Below are 15,133 nucleotides of genomic sequence, written 5' to 3'. Positions count from 1 at the left end.
GCCATAGTTGTGCTCGACATGTAAGCATGTATGACAATCAGCGACGATCGGAGAACAGCGGTGACGCTCACGCACGCACAACCCGGCGAGGTCATGGGTCTGCGGACCCCGGAGTGGTACCGCGGTGCCACCCGGTGGACGCAGCTGACCTTCACCGACGACGATCCGGCCACCCTGGACGTGGACTTCTGGATCGACGTGATGCGCCGGTCCGCCTCGAATGCGCTGTGCCTGAGCGCCGGCGGCTACATGGCCTTCTATCCCTCCCGGATCCCGTGGCACCACCGCAGCGCCTTCCTCGGTGACACCGATCCCTTCGGAGCCCTGGTGGAGGGAGCGCGCTCGCTGGGCATGCACGTGATGGCCAGGGTGGACCCGCACGCCATCCACCAGGACGCCGCCGATGCCCACCCCGAGTGGCTGGCCCGGGACGAGGACGGCCGGCCGATCCCGCACAGCTCCGTGCCGGGCCTGTGGTGGACCGACCCGTTCAGCAGCTACCACACCGACTTCACCACCGAGGTGGCGCGCGAGATCGTGCGCGAGTACGACGTCGACGCCGTCTTCGCCAACCGCTGGGACGGTCCCCGCGTGGTCTCCCACACCGAGGAGACAGCGCAGCGCTTCACCGCCGACACCGGCTTCGCCCTCCCGCGCGTCGCGAACCTGGATGACCCGGCCTGGCCGGCCTATGCCGCCTGGCACAGCCGCCGGCTCAGCGAACTGGTGGTGCTCTGGGACGACGCGGTGCGGGAGATCAAACCGCACGTGCGCTTCATCCCCAACCGTGGTGCCGCCCTGACCCGCGATCTCGTGCCGGAGCTGGTCGATGACCGCTACCCGATGTTCTTCGTGGACAAGCAGGGCCGCTCCGACCTGGAACCGGCCTGGACGCCCGGCCGGATCGGCAAGCGCACGCGTGGGCTCTATCCCGACCGCCCGGTCGCGCTGATCACCTCGGTCGGACCGGAGAGCCACGAGCTGCGCTGGAAGGACTCCGTAGCCGACCCGGAGGAGACCAAGGCCCTCGTGGTCGACGGTTTCGCCCAGGGCGCGCTGCCCTGGTTCACCAAGTTCAAGGCCGAGAACTTCGACGATCGCTGGGTGCAGCCGATCGTGGACGCCTACCGGCTGCACGAGCGCTGTGAGCCCGTGATCGGGCGGCTGCGCTACACGGCCGAGGTGGCCATCCTGGACAGCCGCGGGCCGGCCGGCCCCACCCCGTGGACCCCGCCGCCCGGGCGGGTGGCCCACGAGGACGGCGTCTACCAGGCCCTGGTGGAGGCGCGGATCCCGTTCGAGTACGTGGCCGACGAGGCGCTCAGCGCCGACCGCCTGGCCGGCATCCGGGTGCTGGTGCTGCCGGCGAACCCCGAGCTCACGCCGCAGCACACGCGCGTGATCGAGGAGTTCGTCGCCGCCGGCGGCAGCGTCGTGGCCGCCCACGACTCCAGCGCGACCGGCACGCCCGGCTCGCGGGAACTCGCCTTGGGGGAGCTGTTCGGAGTCCGGCTGCGCGAGGACGTGCGTGGTCCGCTGAAGAACAAGTACATGGCCCTCACCGCCGATCACCCGCTGGCCGCCGGCTACGAGGGTGCCCAGCGGATCGTCGCCGGATCGCTGGTGCTCGGGGTCGAGCAGATCCCCACCGCCGACGGCGTCACGGTCCCTTTCCGGTTCGTGCCCGACTACCCCGACCTGCCGATGGAGGAGGTCTACCCTCGCGGGGCGGCACAGGAGCCCGCCGTCATCGCCCGCGAGCACGCCTCCGGCGGGCGCACGGCCTATGTGGCCTTCAACGTCGGTGAGATCTACTGGGAGGCCCTGCAGTCCGACCACGGCCGGCTGATCGCCAACGCCGTCCGCTGGGCCCTCGGCGGGACCCCGCGCGTACAGGTCGACGGGCGCGGCCTGGTCGACATCGCCGTGCAGGAGGGCGAGCGTGAGCTCGCCGTCAGCGTGGTCAACCTGACCAACCCGATGGCCATGCGCGGCCAGGCGCACGAGCTGATCCCGCTCACCGGCCAGCACGTGCGGGTGCGCCTGCCCGAGGGGGCCGGAGACGTCCACGCACGTCTCGTCGTCGCCGGCGAGGACGTCCCGGTGACCGTGCGCGACGGACACGCCGAGGTGAGCCTGCCCGCCATCGACCACCTCGAAGTCGTCCACCTGACCTGGTAACAGACCGCAAGCCCCGACCGGGGCTCGACACCACCGTGCGGACGTCGTCCGCGCAAAAGGAGGATCCCGTGCGAATCGGATTCATCGGACTCGGAGTCATGGGCGTGCCGATGGCGCTCAACCTCATCAACGCCGGCCACTCGCTCACCGTGCATCGCGTCAAGGAACGCTCGCAGGTGCTCATCGACTCGGGCGCGACCGCCGCCGGATCGGCCGCCGACGTCGCCCGGGCGGCCGAGGTGGTCATCCTGATGCTGCCCGACACTCCCGACGTGGAGCACGTGCTCACCGCCGACGACGGCGTGCTCGCCGGCCTCGCGCCCGGCGCCCTGGTCATCGACATGAGCTCGATCTCCCCGGTCGCCACGCGCAGCCTGGCCGAGCAGGTCGAGGCCGCCGGTGGCGCCTGGGTCGACGCGCCCGTCTCCGGCGGGGAGGTGGGTGCCCGCGACGGTGCCCTGACCATCTTCATCGGCGGCGCGCAGGAGCCCGTCGAGCGGGCGATGCCGTTGCTGGAGGTGATGGGCAAGACCATCACCCACCTCGGCCCGGCCGGCGCCGGCCAGGCCACCAAGGTGGTCAACCAGATCATCGTCGGACTCACCATCGAGGCCGTCGCCGAGGGGCTGGCCGTGGCCGAGGCCTCCGGGATCGACCCCGCCGCCGTGCGCGAGGCCCTCTCGGGCGGATTCGCCTCCTCCCGCATCCTGGAGATGCACGGCAAGCGGATGGTCGAGCGCACCTTCGATCCGGGCTTCCGGATGCGGCTGCACCGCAAGGACCTGGGGCTGGCGCTCGCAGCCGCTAAGCACCACGGCACCTCGGTGCCTGGCGTGGAGGCCGTGGCCGCGCAGATGGATGCTGCGATCGCGCGCGACTGGGCCGAGCTGGACCACTCCGCGCTGTTCCGCCTGCTCACCGAGGAGCCCACCTCGTGAGCGAGCCCTGGTGGCACACCCCCTTCCGCACCTTCCAGACCAACCTGCGCGAGATCGACGCCGGGCTGGACGTCGAGGCCACGCTCGATGCCATCGCCGATCACGGCGCCGACACCTGGCTGCTCAGCGTCGGTGGCATCATCGCCAACTACCCGAGCGGACTGGACTGTCAGAGCGTCAATCCGGTGCTGGCCGAGCGGGCCTCCGGTGACCTGATCGGTGACGCAATGACGGCGGCGCGGGCACGCGGTATCCGGGTCCTCGGCCGGATGGACTTCTCCAAGATCGATGCCCGCCGCGCCGAGGCGAACCCGCAGTGGTGCTTCGTCAGTCCCGACGGTGAGCCGCAGCTCTACAACGGCTACCGCAGCGTCTGCCCCAGCGGGGAGTACTACCAGAGCAAGTCCTTCGACGTGATCAGCGAGGTGCTCGGGCGCTACGACCTGGCCGGGTTCTTCTTCAACTGGATGTCCTTCAACGAGCGCGACTACAGCCGCCGCTACTGGGGCGTCTGCCACTGCGAACCCTGCCTGGCCGGGTTCCGCGCGTTCGCACCCGGGGTGGAGCACCCGCGTGGACCCGACTCACCCGGGTACCGGACCTGGCAGCGGTTTGCGGCCGGCGTGCTCGATGACCTGACGGCCAGGATGCGGGCGCACGTGCGCGCCCTGGCCCCCGAGGCCGGCCTGATCCTCGGCGACCGGGCCGATATCACCTTCCACGAGGCGAACAACGCCGTCGGGCGTCCGCTGTGGCACCACGCCACGGCCGAGTCGGTCAGCGCGGCCCGATCGGGAGCCGATGCGCGCCCGGTCTTCGTCAATGCGGTCGCCTTCGTCGACATGCCCTACCGGTGGGCGGGGGAGGACCCGCGCCACCTGCGCCAGTACCTGCTGCAGGCCATCGCCCACGGCGCCCAGCCCTCCACCTACATCATGGGCGCGCCGCAGGACAGCCCTTTCGAGGCCGTCGATGCGGCCCGCGAGATCACCCGCTTCCACCGCGAGAACGCCGAGGTCTACGCCGGCCTGGCCTCCACTGCCCGGGTGGCGCTGGTGCGCACCCGCGCCACCGACGAAGCCGCGCGCCGCACCTCGGAGTTCCAGGGGTGCTACCTCAGCCTGGTCGAACGCCACGTGCCCTTCGACGTGGTGCGCCAGGACCGCCTGGCGGGTCTGGCCCCCGATCGCTACGACCTCGTGGTGGTTCCCGACGGCGGAGCGCTCCTCCCCGAGGAGGTCACCGCCCTGGAGGGCGTGCTGGCTGCCGGTGGCACCGTGACCCTGACGGGGGACTCGGGCTGGTCCGAGGGTGCGCTCCAGCTCGGCGATGACGTCGCCACGCAGAAGGCGGTCTTCGCCACCGAGGAGTCGGTGCGCTCGCTGCACCTGCCGCTCGGGCAGCGGGAGGGAGACCTCACCCCCGTCGTCGGGGGGTTCGCGGTGCTCGCGCCGGGGCCGCAGGCCCGCTCGGGCTGGCACGCCTGGGGGCGGGCGCTGTACGGCCCGCCGGAGAAGTGCTACGGGCACGAGCGCACCGGCCACCCCGGCTGGGTCAGCGCCGAGGTAGGCGCCGGGCGACTGCTGGTGCTGCCGTGGCGGCCCGGCCTGGTCTACCGCGAGGTGGGGCTGAGCCGGGTGCGCGACGCCTGGGTGGCCACCGTGCTGGAACTGACCCGCGCCGGGAACCTCGCGGCGATCGGGACCGATCTGCCCGAGCAGGTGCAGATCGTGCCCGGGCGCAGCTCCGGCGGCACGGTGATCCACCTGCTGAACCGCTCCGGGGACGCCCCGCAGCGGTTCGTCGAGCCGCTGCCGATCGCGGCGGGCACGGTGCGCCTGCAGCTCGAGCGCGACCCGGTCGCGGCGCGCGCCCTGGTGGCCGGGGTGGATCTGGAATGGACCCGAGAGGGCGAGGAGGTGGTGATCTCCACCCCGCAGATCGGGACGTTCGACGTCCTGCACCTCACAGGCGCATAACAACTAGACGTGTACTATTGACATACAATCTGGCAGTTGCCAGAGTGATGACGGCCGATGAAGCCCACCTTCTCTTCCAACGACGGGAGCACCACGATGCGAGACCTCAATCGACGCACTCTTCTGATGGCAGCCGCAGGCCTGGCCGGCGGCGGCGCCCTGGCCGGCTGCAGCGGTGTCGGCGGTAGCAGCGGGGGAGGTGGCGGCGATGACGGCACCGGCTCCGTGCGGTACGCCTTCTGGGGCAACAACGTGCGGCTGCAGAACTACCAGTCGGCGTTCGACCAGATGATGTCGGAGAACCCGGACGTCACGCTGGAGACCGAGTTCGCCGAGTACAACGCCTTCCAGGAGCGGATGACCACGCAGATGGCCGCCGGGAACGTCGCGGACATCTTCTGGATCCCCTCGGCCTCGGTGATGAGCTACTACGCCAACGACCTGTATCGCCCGCTCAGCGGCATCTCCAGCCTCGACCTGTCTGACTTCAGTGAGCAGGACCTGCGTGACTTCGAGCTCGCCGGCGAGCTGAACACGATGCCGCACGGGATCTTCGTGCCGGTGCTGCGCAGCAACCTCACCCTGGCCGAGGAGGACGGCGTCACCATCCCGGACAGCTGGACCTGGGACGAGCTGGCCGAGTTCGCCCGCGACTACACCGCCAACAGCGCCGAGGGCCGGTTCGCCCTGCCCTACAACGCCTCCCACGACCTCACCTTCGAGGCCTGGCTGCGCCAGCACGGCGAACAGCTGTGGACCGAGGACGGGCAGGTCGGCTTCAGTGAGGACGGCCTGGCGAGCTGGGTCGACTGGTGGGAGCAGCTGCGCGCGGACGGCGTGACCCCCGAGCTCGGCGAGCAGGACGGCGTCGAGCCCAGCTGGGAGGACGTGGGTGACCGCACGCTGATGTGGACGGGCAACTCCAACCACATCGTCGACGACGCCACCACCTTCCCGGAGCAGGAGTTCATGCTCCACCACATGCCCGAGGCGGCCGATGCCCCGGCCGGGCACCAGTTCCTGTACTTCCCGCGGATGGCGATCTACCAAGGCGTCAGCGACGAGCAGGCCGAGCTCGCCGGCGAGGTCGTCACGTTCTGCACCTCGAACTCGCAGATCCACGAGCACGTCGGCCTGACGATGGGCGCCCCGGTCAACCCCCGCGTGGCCGAGGAGGTCCGCGAGTTCGCCAGCGACTACGAGCTGCAGATGCTCGATGTGGTCACCGAGGACCGCGAGATCGAGCGCACCCCGCGCTACGAGGCGCCTCCGGGCACCAACACCTGGCGCACCGAGATGACGCGCATGCTCGAGCGGGTCACGCTGGGTGACGCCAGCGTCTCCGAGGGTGCGGCCGACCTGATCGCCGAGATCAACCGCGGCATCGAGCGAGCGGCGGACTGAGCCGATGGCAGACACTCTCACCCCCGCGCGGCCGCCGGGCACCCGGCGGCCGAAGGCGGGCAGGCTGACCCGGCAGGACGGTGCCGCGCACCTGTTCATGGCGCCGTGGCTGATCGGGCTGGTGGCGGTGACCGCGCTGCCGATGCTCGCCTCGCTGTACCTGGCCTTCACCGACTACAACATCCTCTCCAGCCCCACCTGGGTGGGCACGGAGAACTTCGAGCGGCTCATCGGCGATGACCGGTTCTGGAGCGCGTCCTGGGTCACGCTGACCTACGTGCTGGTCTCGGTACCGCTCCAGCTCGCGTTCGCCCTGGCGCTCGCGCTGATCCTGGACAAGGGCCTGCGCGGGCTGGCGATCTATCGCAGCGCCTACTACCTGCCGTCCCTGCTGGGAACCAGCGTGGCGGTGGCGGTGCTGTGGAAGCAGATCTTCGGCTTCGACGGCCTCGTCAACCAGGCGCTGGCCCTGATCGGGATCGAGGGGCAGAACTGGCTGCAGAACCCGGATACGGCGCTCGGCACCTTGATCGTGCTGAACGCGTGGACCTTCGGCTCCCCGATGGTGATCTTCCTGGCCGGGCTGCGTCAGATCCCGGAGGAGCTGTACGAGGCCTCCCGCGTGGACGGCGCCTCGATCCTGCGTCAGTTCGCTAGCATCACGATCCCGCTGCTGACGCCGATCATCTTCTTCAACCTCATCCTGCAGACGATCGGGTCGTTCCAGGCGTTCACGCAGGCGCACGTGATCAGTGGTGGCACCGGCGGTCCCGTCGATTCCACGCTCTTCTACACGCTCTACATCTACCAGCAGGCCTTCGTGAACTTCGACATGGGATATGCCGCCGCCCTGGCGTGGGTGCTGATGGTGGTCATCGCGATCATCACGGCCGTGCACTTCACCCTCTCGAAGCGCTGGGTCTTCTACGGAGACTGACATGACTGCTCCCACACTCGACTCCCGCCGATCCTCGAGCACGCCGGGCGATACGCCGGAGCGGACGGTGCTGCCGTCCGTGCGCCGGGTCCGGCGGCGTAACAGCATCCTGCGGCACGGCGGGCTCATCCTGTTCGGCCTGTTCATGCTCTACCCGCTGGCCTGGATGGCGGTCAGTGCCTTCAAGCCCGGGTACCTCGTGCTGACCGACCCGAGCCTGATCCCCACCGAGCTCACGCTGGAGAACTTCCGCAACGGCTGGTACGTCGGGAACCTCTCGTTCGTGGTGTTCTTCGGCAACTCGTTCGTGGTGGCCGCCGGCGCCATCATCGGCAACCTGGTCTCGTGCTCGCTGACCGCCTACGCGCTGGCGAGGCTGAACTTCCGGGCGCGCAAGGTCTACTTCGGGATCGTGCTGGCCTCGGTGATGCTGCCGATGCACGCCACGATGATCCCGCAGTACATCATCTTCTCCGAGCTGGACCTGGTGAACACCTTCATCCCGCTGGTGCTGCCCAAGTTCCTGGCCACCGATGCGTTCTTCATCTTCCTGATGGTGCAGTTCATCCGCGGCATCCCGCGCGAGCTCGACCAGGCCGCGTTCGTGGACGGCGCCGGGCCATTCCGCACCTTCTGGTACATCATCCTGCCGCTGATGAAGCCCGCCCTGATCACCACGACGATCTTCACCTTCATCTGGACCTGGAACGACTTCTTCGGCCAGCTGATCTACCTCACCGACACCTCGGTGCACACGGTGCCGATCGCGCTGAACGCACTGGTGGACTCCCAGTCCAACCAGGGTGTGGGCACGTTGATGGCGATGTCCTTGCTCTCACTGGTGCCGATCCTGTGCTTCTTCGCCTTCGCCCAGAAGTACCTGATCCGCGGGATCGCGACCACGGGCCTGAAGTGAGCCGGGCGCTGCTGGTCAAGGCCGGGCTGGACGTGGACCGGGTGCGCGAGGCCGCCGGCGAGCGGCCCGTGCATCCGGTGCGGGGCTTCGACCGGGAGGCCGTGCTGGCTGCCGGGGTGGAGCCCGGCGAGGTGGGCGCCGTGCTCCGCGCCTCACCCCGTGACGACCTCTCCGCCCTGACGGCGCTGGCCTGGGTACACAGCGGCGCCGCGGGCGTGGACGGCTGGCTGGCCCCGGGGAAACTGCCGGACGGCGTGGTGCTGACCTCCGCCGTCGGGAACGGGGCGATCCCGCTCGCTGAGCACGCGCTGATGCTGATGCTCATGCTCAGCCGGGAGGCGCCGCGGTGGTTCGCCGCCCAGCAGCGCCACGTGTGGGACCGCTTCACCCACGGAGAGCTCGCCGGATCGACCCTCGGCATCATCGGCTACGGCAACAGCGGTCAGGACCTCGCCGCCAAGGCGCAGGCGTGCCACATGAACGTGCAGGCGCTGCGGCGCGCGAGCGGCCGGGACGAGGGGCCGGGCGGTGTGGAGGTGCGGACCGGCCGCGGCGGGCTCGAGCAGCTGCTCGCCACCAGCGATCACGTGGTGGTGACCGCGCCGTGGACGCCGCAGACCCAGGACTTGATCGGCGCCGCCGAGCTGGCGCTGATGAAGCCGACGGCGTTCCTGATCGTGATCTCTCGCGGTGGGATCGTCAGCGAGGCGCCGCTGATCGAGGCGTTGCGCACCGGCGCGATCGCCGGGGCGGGCCTGGATGCCCACGCCACCGAACCACTGCCGGCCTCGAGCCCGCTGTGGGACCTGGAGAACGTCATCGTCACCCCGCACAACGGCGCCACCACCCGCGCGACGGCGGACCGTGGCACCGAGATCATGCTCGACAACGTCGCGCGCTGGGTGCGCGGGGAGGAACTGCGCAACGTGGTGGACCGGGCGCGTGGGTACTGACCGCGCGCGCTCCGATGGTCTGCGCGTGCTGGTGGCCCCGGACAAGTTCAAGGGCACCCTGACCGGGCCGCAGGCGGCCCGGGCCATCGCCGACGGCGTCCGCGCCGCCCTCCCGCAGGCGCAGGTGCGCGAGCTCGTGGTCGCCGACGGCGGGGAGGGCACTGTGGAGGCCGCGCTGAGCGCGGGGGGTGAGCCGCGCATGGCCACCGCCACCGGACCGCTCGGGGACCCGGTCTCTGCTCGCTGGGCGCTGGCGGGGCGTACGGCCGTGATCGAGCTCGCGGCCGCCAGCGGGCTGCAGCTAGTGGACCCCGGGCCGGCGTCGGCGCTGGCGGCGACGAGCCGCGGCACCGGTGAGCTGATCCTCGCTGCGCTCGACGCCGGCGCGGACTCGATCGTGCTCGGGTTGGGCGGGTCGGCCTGCACCGACGGCGGCGCCGGGCTGCTCGCGGCACTCGGTGCGCGGTTGACCGATGCGGAGGGGGTATCGATCCCCGATGGCGGCGGCGGGCTGACGGACCTGGCCACGGTGGATCTGGCGGGGTTGGATGCTCGACTGGCCCAGGTCACGCTGACCCTGGCCGCTGATGTGCGCAGCCCGCTGCTCGGTGCTTCTGGGGCGGCCGCCGTCTTCGGCCCGCAGAAGGGAGCCGGGCCCGCCGAGGTGGACCTGCTGGAGCGGGCGCTGAGCGTCTGGGCGCGGCGCCTGCACGAGGCCACCGGCCGCGACCCGGCCGCACTCGACTGGGGCGGTGCCGCGGGTGGGACGGCCGCGGGGCTGCACGCTGCCGTCGGGGCCCGGTTCGAGGCGGGGCTGGAGGTGGTCGCGCGGCTGACCGACCTGGCCGACCAGCTGCGCTGGGCGGATCTGGTGATCGTGGGGGAGGGAAGCCTGGACGAGCAGTCGCTGCAGGGCAAGGCCCCGGTCGCCGTCGCGGGCCGCGCGCGGGCGGTGGGTGTACCGGTGCTGGCCGTGGCGGGGCGGGTAGGGGTGGATCGCCAGGCGCTGTCCGAGGCGGGGATCGAGGCGGCGGCCTCAGCCACCGAGGCCGCAGGGAGCAGCGAGCTGGCCCAGGGAGCGGGCGCCGCGCACTGGGTGAGCGAGGCGGCTCGCCTCCTGCTGCTGCGCTGTCGCTAGAGTGCATGGTGTGGCCACCTCCGCTCGATCCCGATGCGTGCCCACCGTCACTGCGGCCGTGGGCCTGGCGCTCGCGCTGACCTCCTGCTCGGGTGGTGGCGAACCGCTGGAGCTCGGTACCGCCGTACCACTGGAGGCCGAGGAGCCGCTCGCGGCCGAGCTGGCCGTGTTGTCGGTGGTTGAGTCGAGCGTCGAGGAGAGCGGACTGACGGGGATTCTCGGCACCGAGCTCAATGGTGTGCCCTGGCTGGTGGGCTACCGGATCGACCTGACCGAGGGCTCGCGGGAGGACTTCTCCTGGGATGCGATCAGCGACCTGTCCAATTCCGCCTGGGTGGCCGACACCGGGAGCACCGAGCTGCAGGGCGCCGGCCCCGGTGGATCCGCGGCGGCCGAGATCCCCTGCCTCGAGCAGGGCACCGCGGCCGTGGACCCGGTGCTGATGTACGGCTGCCAGGTGTTCGTGGTGCCGGAGGGGCAGAGCATCGAGTCGGTCACGGTGAGCGACGTGGGGACCTGGGTGGTCGAGGACTGACCGGTACGCGGGTTCTTCTCCTCGCCCCGTGAGGTCCTCCAGCCCTACCAGGCGGGAACGATCTCGATCCCGGCGCGCCGCAGCGCCCGGTGGAACGTCTCGTCTCGGAGCAGGCGCAGCTCCCAGAGCCGCTTGCGCGCTTCCGCTTGGGGCAACCAGCCCGCGGCGGAAGGAGGGGAGGGGTGGGTGATCAGTTCGGAGGTCCCGGCGGGCAGCCGTCGCAGCTGAGCCAGCACCTCGGTCCGTAGCTGCCCGTAGCTGAGCACCATCGAGCCCGGAAGCCAGGAGCTGACCAGGACCTCCGGAAGCCGCACCCGTAGCGCGTCGGCCCGCTGCACGGCGCCGCGGTGAGCGCGCCGGAGCCCGCGGACCGCCAGGCCCAGGGTCCGGCTCAGCCGGCGGGGCATCCGGAAGTCCAGGCCGTGCGCGGCGCAGAAGTCGACGGCTTGGCCGGCCATCGAGCGTCCGTACAGTCCGTAGAGGGTGCCGGAGTGGGAGTCCAGGCCGGCTGGCTGCATCCCGAGCCGGCGCATCCAGTCCAGCTGGGCCAGCAGCTCGCGGGTGACATCGGCTGCCGTGGCGCGCCGCTCGGCGTGGGCCGGATCGAGGGCGAACATCCCGCGGTCGTCGGTGAGGGTGGCGACGTCCGGCGCGAGCGGGCGCCAGGCCGGCAACCCGCGCGCGGAGGAGAACGTCACGTGCAGTCGTGGTTGGGTCAGGCCTGCCGCGCTCAGGCGGCGGACAGCGTCCTCAGCCGCGGAGGCCACCGGGATGAGCGTGGTGGCCGAGACCAGCTTCTCGCGCAGGAGCTCGACGATGGTCGCGTTCGTGTCCGGATCGACGCCGAGGTCGTCCGCGGTGATCACGAGTCTGCGATCCATCCGGTCCTTTCGGGTACGGGACACTACCTCCCCAGGATACGCGGGCTGCGGCATGGGCCGCGTGCTCAGAGGGGCCAGGCGCCCGCCGACCCAAGTTCCGGGCGCCGAGGTGGGTTGCGGGGCCGGTCCGTGCCTGGAACCTCGGTCGTAGTGGGTGGTGCGTCGCGAGGGACGCCGTGGGGGACGCCGTGGGTGACGCTGTCGCGGGCACCGGCAGCAGGAGTGGCTGACCGGCGAGACACGGATGCGCAGCTCTGCCGCGTTCTGTTGCCGCAGACCGACGGATCCGTGTCTCTCCGGTCACGCAGCCCGCGAACGCGACCCGGGAGTGCCACCCCCGCCCGCCTTGCCCACTCCCAAATCTCCGTGCTACCGTCCTGGAATCGTTGCCAATGGAATCGTTTCCAATGTCGTGGATGAAGCCGGAGGCACCAGATGGGTCGAGTCACCATCGCCGATGTGGCCAAGCGGGCGGGCGTCTCGCTCGCCTCCACCTCGCGCGCCCTCAACGGCCAGGTGGCCAGCGCCGCCACGGTCGAGAAGGTCCGCGCCGCGGCCACCGAGCTCGGCTACATCCCCGACACCGCCGCCCGCAGCCTGCGCACCCGCCGCACCGGCCAGCTCGCCTTCGCCGTGGCCGACATCGGCAACCCGGTCTACGTGGAGATGATGCGCGAGATCGAGTCCGTGGTCGCTGATCAGGACTACCGCCTGGTGGTCTCGCGCACCGGCGACGCCGACGCCACCCTCGACCTGGTCCGCGACCTCAACCGCGGTTACGTCGACGGCCTCATCCTCTCCCCGCTGCGCGTGACCGACGCCCTGGTGACCGCCCTCGAGGCCTCCACCGTGCCGGCCGTGGTCATCGGCCGCCTGCCCGACGGCGCCGGCGTGGACACCGTGATGGCCGACTCCGAAGGGGGAGTGGCCCTCGCCGTGGAGCACCTGGTCGAGGGCGGCGCCCGCCGCATCGCCTTCCTCAACGGCCCCGCCGACACCACCCCGGGAAAGTTCCGCCATGCCGGGTTCCTGGGGGCCGTGGCCGACCGAGAGGACCTCGTCAGTGCCGAATATTCTGCCGAGGACTTCACTATCGACGCCGGTTACACCGCCGCCACCGCCATGCTGGCCGACCAGCAGTGGGACGCCGTGATCGCCGTCAACGACCTCGTCGGCATCGGCATCATGCACGCCGCCGCCGAGCGCGGCCTCACCGTCCCCGGCGACCTGGCCGTGGTCGGCATCGACAACACCTCCCTCACCGAGGTCAGCAACCCCGGCCTGACCAGCGTGGACCTCGGCTCCGCCCGCCGTGGCCGCAAGGCCGCCCAGCTCCTGCTGGCCCGGATGGAGGACCCCGAGCTCGCCCCCCGCGCGGTGCGCGTACCGCCCTCGCTGCAGGTGCGCGGATCCACGACGGCGCAGCCTGCCTCCGCCCGCCGGCCCGCCCGAGGCGAGGGGAGGGCACGGTGACCGCACCCGCGCCGGCCCTGACTCCGCCGTCGGGCGCCCCCGGACGACGCAGGACCACCGGACCGCGCCAGCGGGCCGAACGCCGCGAAGCCATCGCACTGGTGATCCCGGCGCTGCTGCCGATCCTGGTGTTCTCGGTGATCCCGCTGCTGGCCGGGGTCTACCTCGGCTTCACCAACGCCACCCTGGCCCGCAACGCCGAGATCGAGTTCACCGGGCTGGAGAACTTCATCGAGCTCGCCGGTGACCAGCAGTTCTGGGACTCCTTCGGCATCGGGCTCATCTGGGCCGGGTCCGTGGCGGCCCTGACCGGCGTGTCCTCCCTCGCCCTGGCCACGCTGCTCAACTCCAACCTGCGCTTCAAGAACCTCACCCGCATCATCGTGCTCATCCCGTGGGCGATGCCGCCGGTGGTCACCGGGATCCTGTGGCGGATGATCTACGACGTCAACTCCGGGCCGCTGAACGCGGCGCTCGGATGGTTCGGGATCGACCGGGTCAACTGGCTCGGCGACTTCTCCACCGCGCTGCCGGCGGTGATCGTCGTCGGGATCTGGTCCGGGATGCCGCAGACCACGGTGCTGCTGCTGGCCGGCATGCAGTCCATCCCGGGCGAGTTGCACGAGGCGGCCGCGATGGACGGGGCCAACGGGCCCCGCAGGTTCTTCCACATCACCCTGCCGAGCCTGGCGCCGGTGCTCATCGCGATCACCAGCATCGACTTCATCTGGAACTTCAACGACTTCGGCATCGTCTACGTCCTCACCGAGGGCGGGCCCGGCGGGCGCACCCTGATCCCGCCGCTGTTCACCTACCTGGAGGCGTTCCGCAACCGCGAGATCGGCTACGCCTCGGCCATGGGGGACGTGCTCGTGCTGGCGATCCTGCTGATCCTCAGCGTCTACATCGTCAACCAGTTCCGTCAGAACAAGATCGGGCGGTGACATGAACACGAACATGAAGACGCCCACCGGCGTCACCATCGTGCAGTACGTGCTGCTCGCCGGGTTCCTGCTCTTCCTGGGCTTCCCGGTGCTGTGGATCATCTCGGCCTCGTTCAAGTCCTCCGCCGAGCTGAACTCCCTCTCCGCCAACCTCATCCCGAACGAGTGGGTGTTCACCAACTTCACCACCGCCCTGGAGCGGCAGAACCTGCTCAGCTCGGCCGGCAACTCACTGCTGGTGGCGGTGTCCACGATGGTCATCGCGGTGATCATCACCCTGCCGATGGCCTACGTGCTGGCCCGCCTGCGCGGGAAGGCACGCGCCGCCGGCACCGTGTGGATCCTGTCCACCCAGGTGTTCCCGCAGATCCTCATCATCATCCCGCTGTTCCTGGTGCTGCGGACCCTGTTCCTCAACGACACCCTGCTCGGCCTGATCCTCGTCTACGTCACCTTCACCCTGCCGTTCACGCTGTGGATGATGCAGGGGTACGTGGCCGCGGTGCCGCGCGAGCTCGAGGACGCCGGCGCGATGGACGGCGCGAGCCGGTTCCGGGTGCTGGTCCACATCGTCTTCCCGTTGCTGCGGCCGGGCCTGATGGCCACCGCGATGTTCACCTTCGTCTCCGCGTGGAACGAGTTCTTCCTCGCGCTGGTGCTGCTGCAGAGTCCGGAGCTGTTCACGCTCCCGATCACGCTGCGCGCCTTCCTCGGTGCCGAGGGGCAGACCCAGCTGGGTCCGCTCGCCGCCGGCGCCGTGCTCGCCACCATCCCCTCCCTGATCATCTTCTCCTTCCTGCAGAAGAGGCTCACCGGCGGCATGCTCGCCGGTGCCGTCAAGGGCTGAGACCCAG

At 70.6% G+C, this 15,133-nt stretch carries 13 protein-coding genes; 12 read left to right on the top strand and 1 reads right to left on the bottom strand.

What is annotated here, in order from left to right; translation table 11 throughout:
• The first annotated feature begins 60 nt into the window (after positions 1-60).
• The 9 genes from LQF12_RS10260 to LQF12_RS10220 all read left to right on the top strand — a co-directional run bounded on the left by LQF12_RS10260 (position 61) and on the right by LQF12_RS10220 (position 10,981).
• Positions 61-2,181 (top strand): family 10 glycosylhydrolase, encoded by a 2,121-nt coding sequence (locus LQF12_RS10260; RefSeq protein WP_231052839.1) that lies wholly within the window; start codon positions 61-63, stop codon positions 2,179-2,181.
• A gap of 68 nt (positions 2,182-2,249) precedes the next feature.
• The gene (locus tag LQF12_RS10255) at positions 2,250-3,119 is read left to right on the top strand and encodes an NAD(P)-dependent oxidoreductase (RefSeq protein ID WP_231052838.1); all 870 of its coding nucleotides are present in this window, start codon (positions 2,250-2,252) and stop codon (positions 3,117-3,119) included.
• Positions 3,116-5,098, top strand: coding sequence for a hypothetical protein (locus tag LQF12_RS10250; RefSeq protein ID WP_231052837.1), 1,983 nt, complete (start codon positions 3,116-3,118; stop codon positions 5,096-5,098). The genes LQF12_RS10255 and LQF12_RS10250 overlap by 4 nt, the downstream gene beginning before the upstream one ends.
• 126 nt (positions 5,099-5,224) lie before the next feature.
• The gene (locus LQF12_RS10245) at positions 5,225-6,502 is read left to right on the top strand and encodes an ABC transporter substrate-binding protein (RefSeq protein WP_231052836.1); all 1,278 of its coding nucleotides are present in this window, start codon (positions 5,225-5,227) and stop codon (positions 6,500-6,502) included.
• Positions 6,503-6,506: 4 nt separating this feature from the next.
• Complete coding sequence (locus LQF12_RS10240) at positions 6,507-7,439, top strand: carbohydrate ABC transporter permease (RefSeq protein WP_231052835.1); 933 nt, start codon at positions 6,507-6,509, stop codon at positions 7,437-7,439.
• A 1-nt stretch (position 7,440) separates the two neighbouring features.
• Positions 7,441-8,355 carry a carbohydrate ABC transporter permease gene (locus LQF12_RS10235; protein ID WP_231052834.1) on the top strand — a complete coding sequence of 305 codons (915 nt, stop codon included), beginning with the start codon at positions 7,441-7,443 and terminating at the stop codon, positions 8,353-8,355.
• Positions 8,352-9,308: a D-2-hydroxyacid dehydrogenase gene (locus LQF12_RS10230; RefSeq protein ID WP_231052833.1), complete on the top strand. Its 957-nt coding sequence runs from the start codon at positions 8,352-8,354 to the stop codon at positions 9,306-9,308. Before LQF12_RS10235 ends, LQF12_RS10230 begins: the two co-directional genes overlap by 4 nt.
• On the top strand, positions 9,298-10,446 hold the full coding sequence (locus LQF12_RS10225) for a glycerate kinase (protein ID WP_231052832.1): 1,149 nt from the start codon (positions 9,298-9,300) through the stop codon (positions 10,444-10,446). Before LQF12_RS10230 ends, LQF12_RS10225 begins: the two co-directional genes overlap by 11 nt.
• Before the next feature lie 37 nt (positions 10,447-10,483).
• A complete protein-coding gene (locus LQF12_RS10220) occupies positions 10,484-10,981 on the top strand; it encodes a hypothetical protein (RefSeq protein WP_231052831.1) in 498 nt (165 codons plus the stop codon).
• A gap of 44 nt (positions 10,982-11,025) precedes the next feature.
• Here the strand turns inward: LQF12_RS10220 and LQF12_RS10215 are convergent, their stop codons facing one another.
• The gene (locus LQF12_RS10215; RefSeq protein WP_231052830.1) at positions 11,026-11,862 is read right to left on the bottom strand and encodes a carbohydrate deacetylase; all 837 of its coding nucleotides are present in this window, start codon (positions 11,860-11,862) and stop codon (positions 11,026-11,028) included.
• Positions 11,863-12,297: 435 nt separating this feature from the next.
• On the opposite strand from LQF12_RS10215, the gene LQF12_RS10210 reads away from it, so the two are divergent.
• Genes LQF12_RS10210 through LQF12_RS10200 form a run of 3 tightly spaced genes read left to right on the top strand, consistent with a single transcriptional unit; the run spans position 12,298 to position 15,126 of the window.
• Complete coding sequence (locus LQF12_RS10210; RefSeq protein WP_231052829.1) at positions 12,298-13,335, top strand: LacI family DNA-binding transcriptional regulator; 1,038 nt, start codon at positions 12,298-12,300, stop codon at positions 13,333-13,335.
• Positions 13,332-14,279, top strand: coding sequence for a carbohydrate ABC transporter permease (locus tag LQF12_RS10205; protein WP_231052828.1), 948 nt, complete (start codon positions 13,332-13,334; stop codon positions 14,277-14,279). The genes LQF12_RS10210 and LQF12_RS10205 overlap by 4 nt, the downstream gene beginning before the upstream one ends.
• A gap of 13 nt (positions 14,280-14,292) precedes the next feature.
• Positions 14,293-15,126, top strand: a complete 834-nt coding sequence (locus tag LQF12_RS10200) for a carbohydrate ABC transporter permease (protein WP_231052827.1) — start codon at positions 14,293-14,295, stop codon at positions 15,124-15,126.
• The last annotated feature ends 7 nt before the right edge of the window (positions 15,127-15,133 follow it).

The sequence above is a fragment of the Ruania suaedae genome, assembly GCF_021049265.1.
In the GTDB taxonomy this organism is placed as follows: Bacteria; Actinomycetota; Actinomycetes; order Actinomycetales; family Beutenbergiaceae; genus Ruania; species Ruania suaedae.
Note: the sequence above shows the minus strand (reverse complement) of the source record. Positions and strands in the feature narration are given on the sequence as shown.

Excerpts from the sequence above, each read along its gene's own strand:
- LQF12_RS10240 (WP_231052835.1), top strand. The coding sequence starts at position 6,507 with ATGGCAGACACTCTCACCCCCGCGCGGCCGCCGGGCACCCGGCGGCCG.
- LQF12_RS10210 (WP_231052829.1), top strand. The coding sequence starts at position 12,298 with ATGGGTCGAGTCACCATCGCCGATGTGGCCAAGCGGGCGGGCGTCTCG.
- LQF12_RS10235 (WP_231052834.1), top strand. The coding sequence starts at position 7,441 with ATGACTGCTCCCACACTCGACTCCCGCCGATCCTCGAGCACGCCGGGC.
- LQF12_RS10200 (WP_231052827.1), top strand. The coding sequence starts at position 14,293 with ATGAAGACGCCCACCGGCGTCACCATCGTGCAGTACGTGCTGCTCGCC.
- LQF12_RS10245 (WP_231052836.1), top strand. The coding sequence starts at position 5,225 with ATGGCAGCCGCAGGCCTGGCCGGCGGCGGCGCCCTGGCCGGCTGCAGC.
- LQF12_RS10215 (WP_231052830.1), bottom strand. The coding sequence starts at position 11,862 with ATGGATCGCAGACTCGTGATCACCGCGGACGACCTCGGCGTCGATCCG.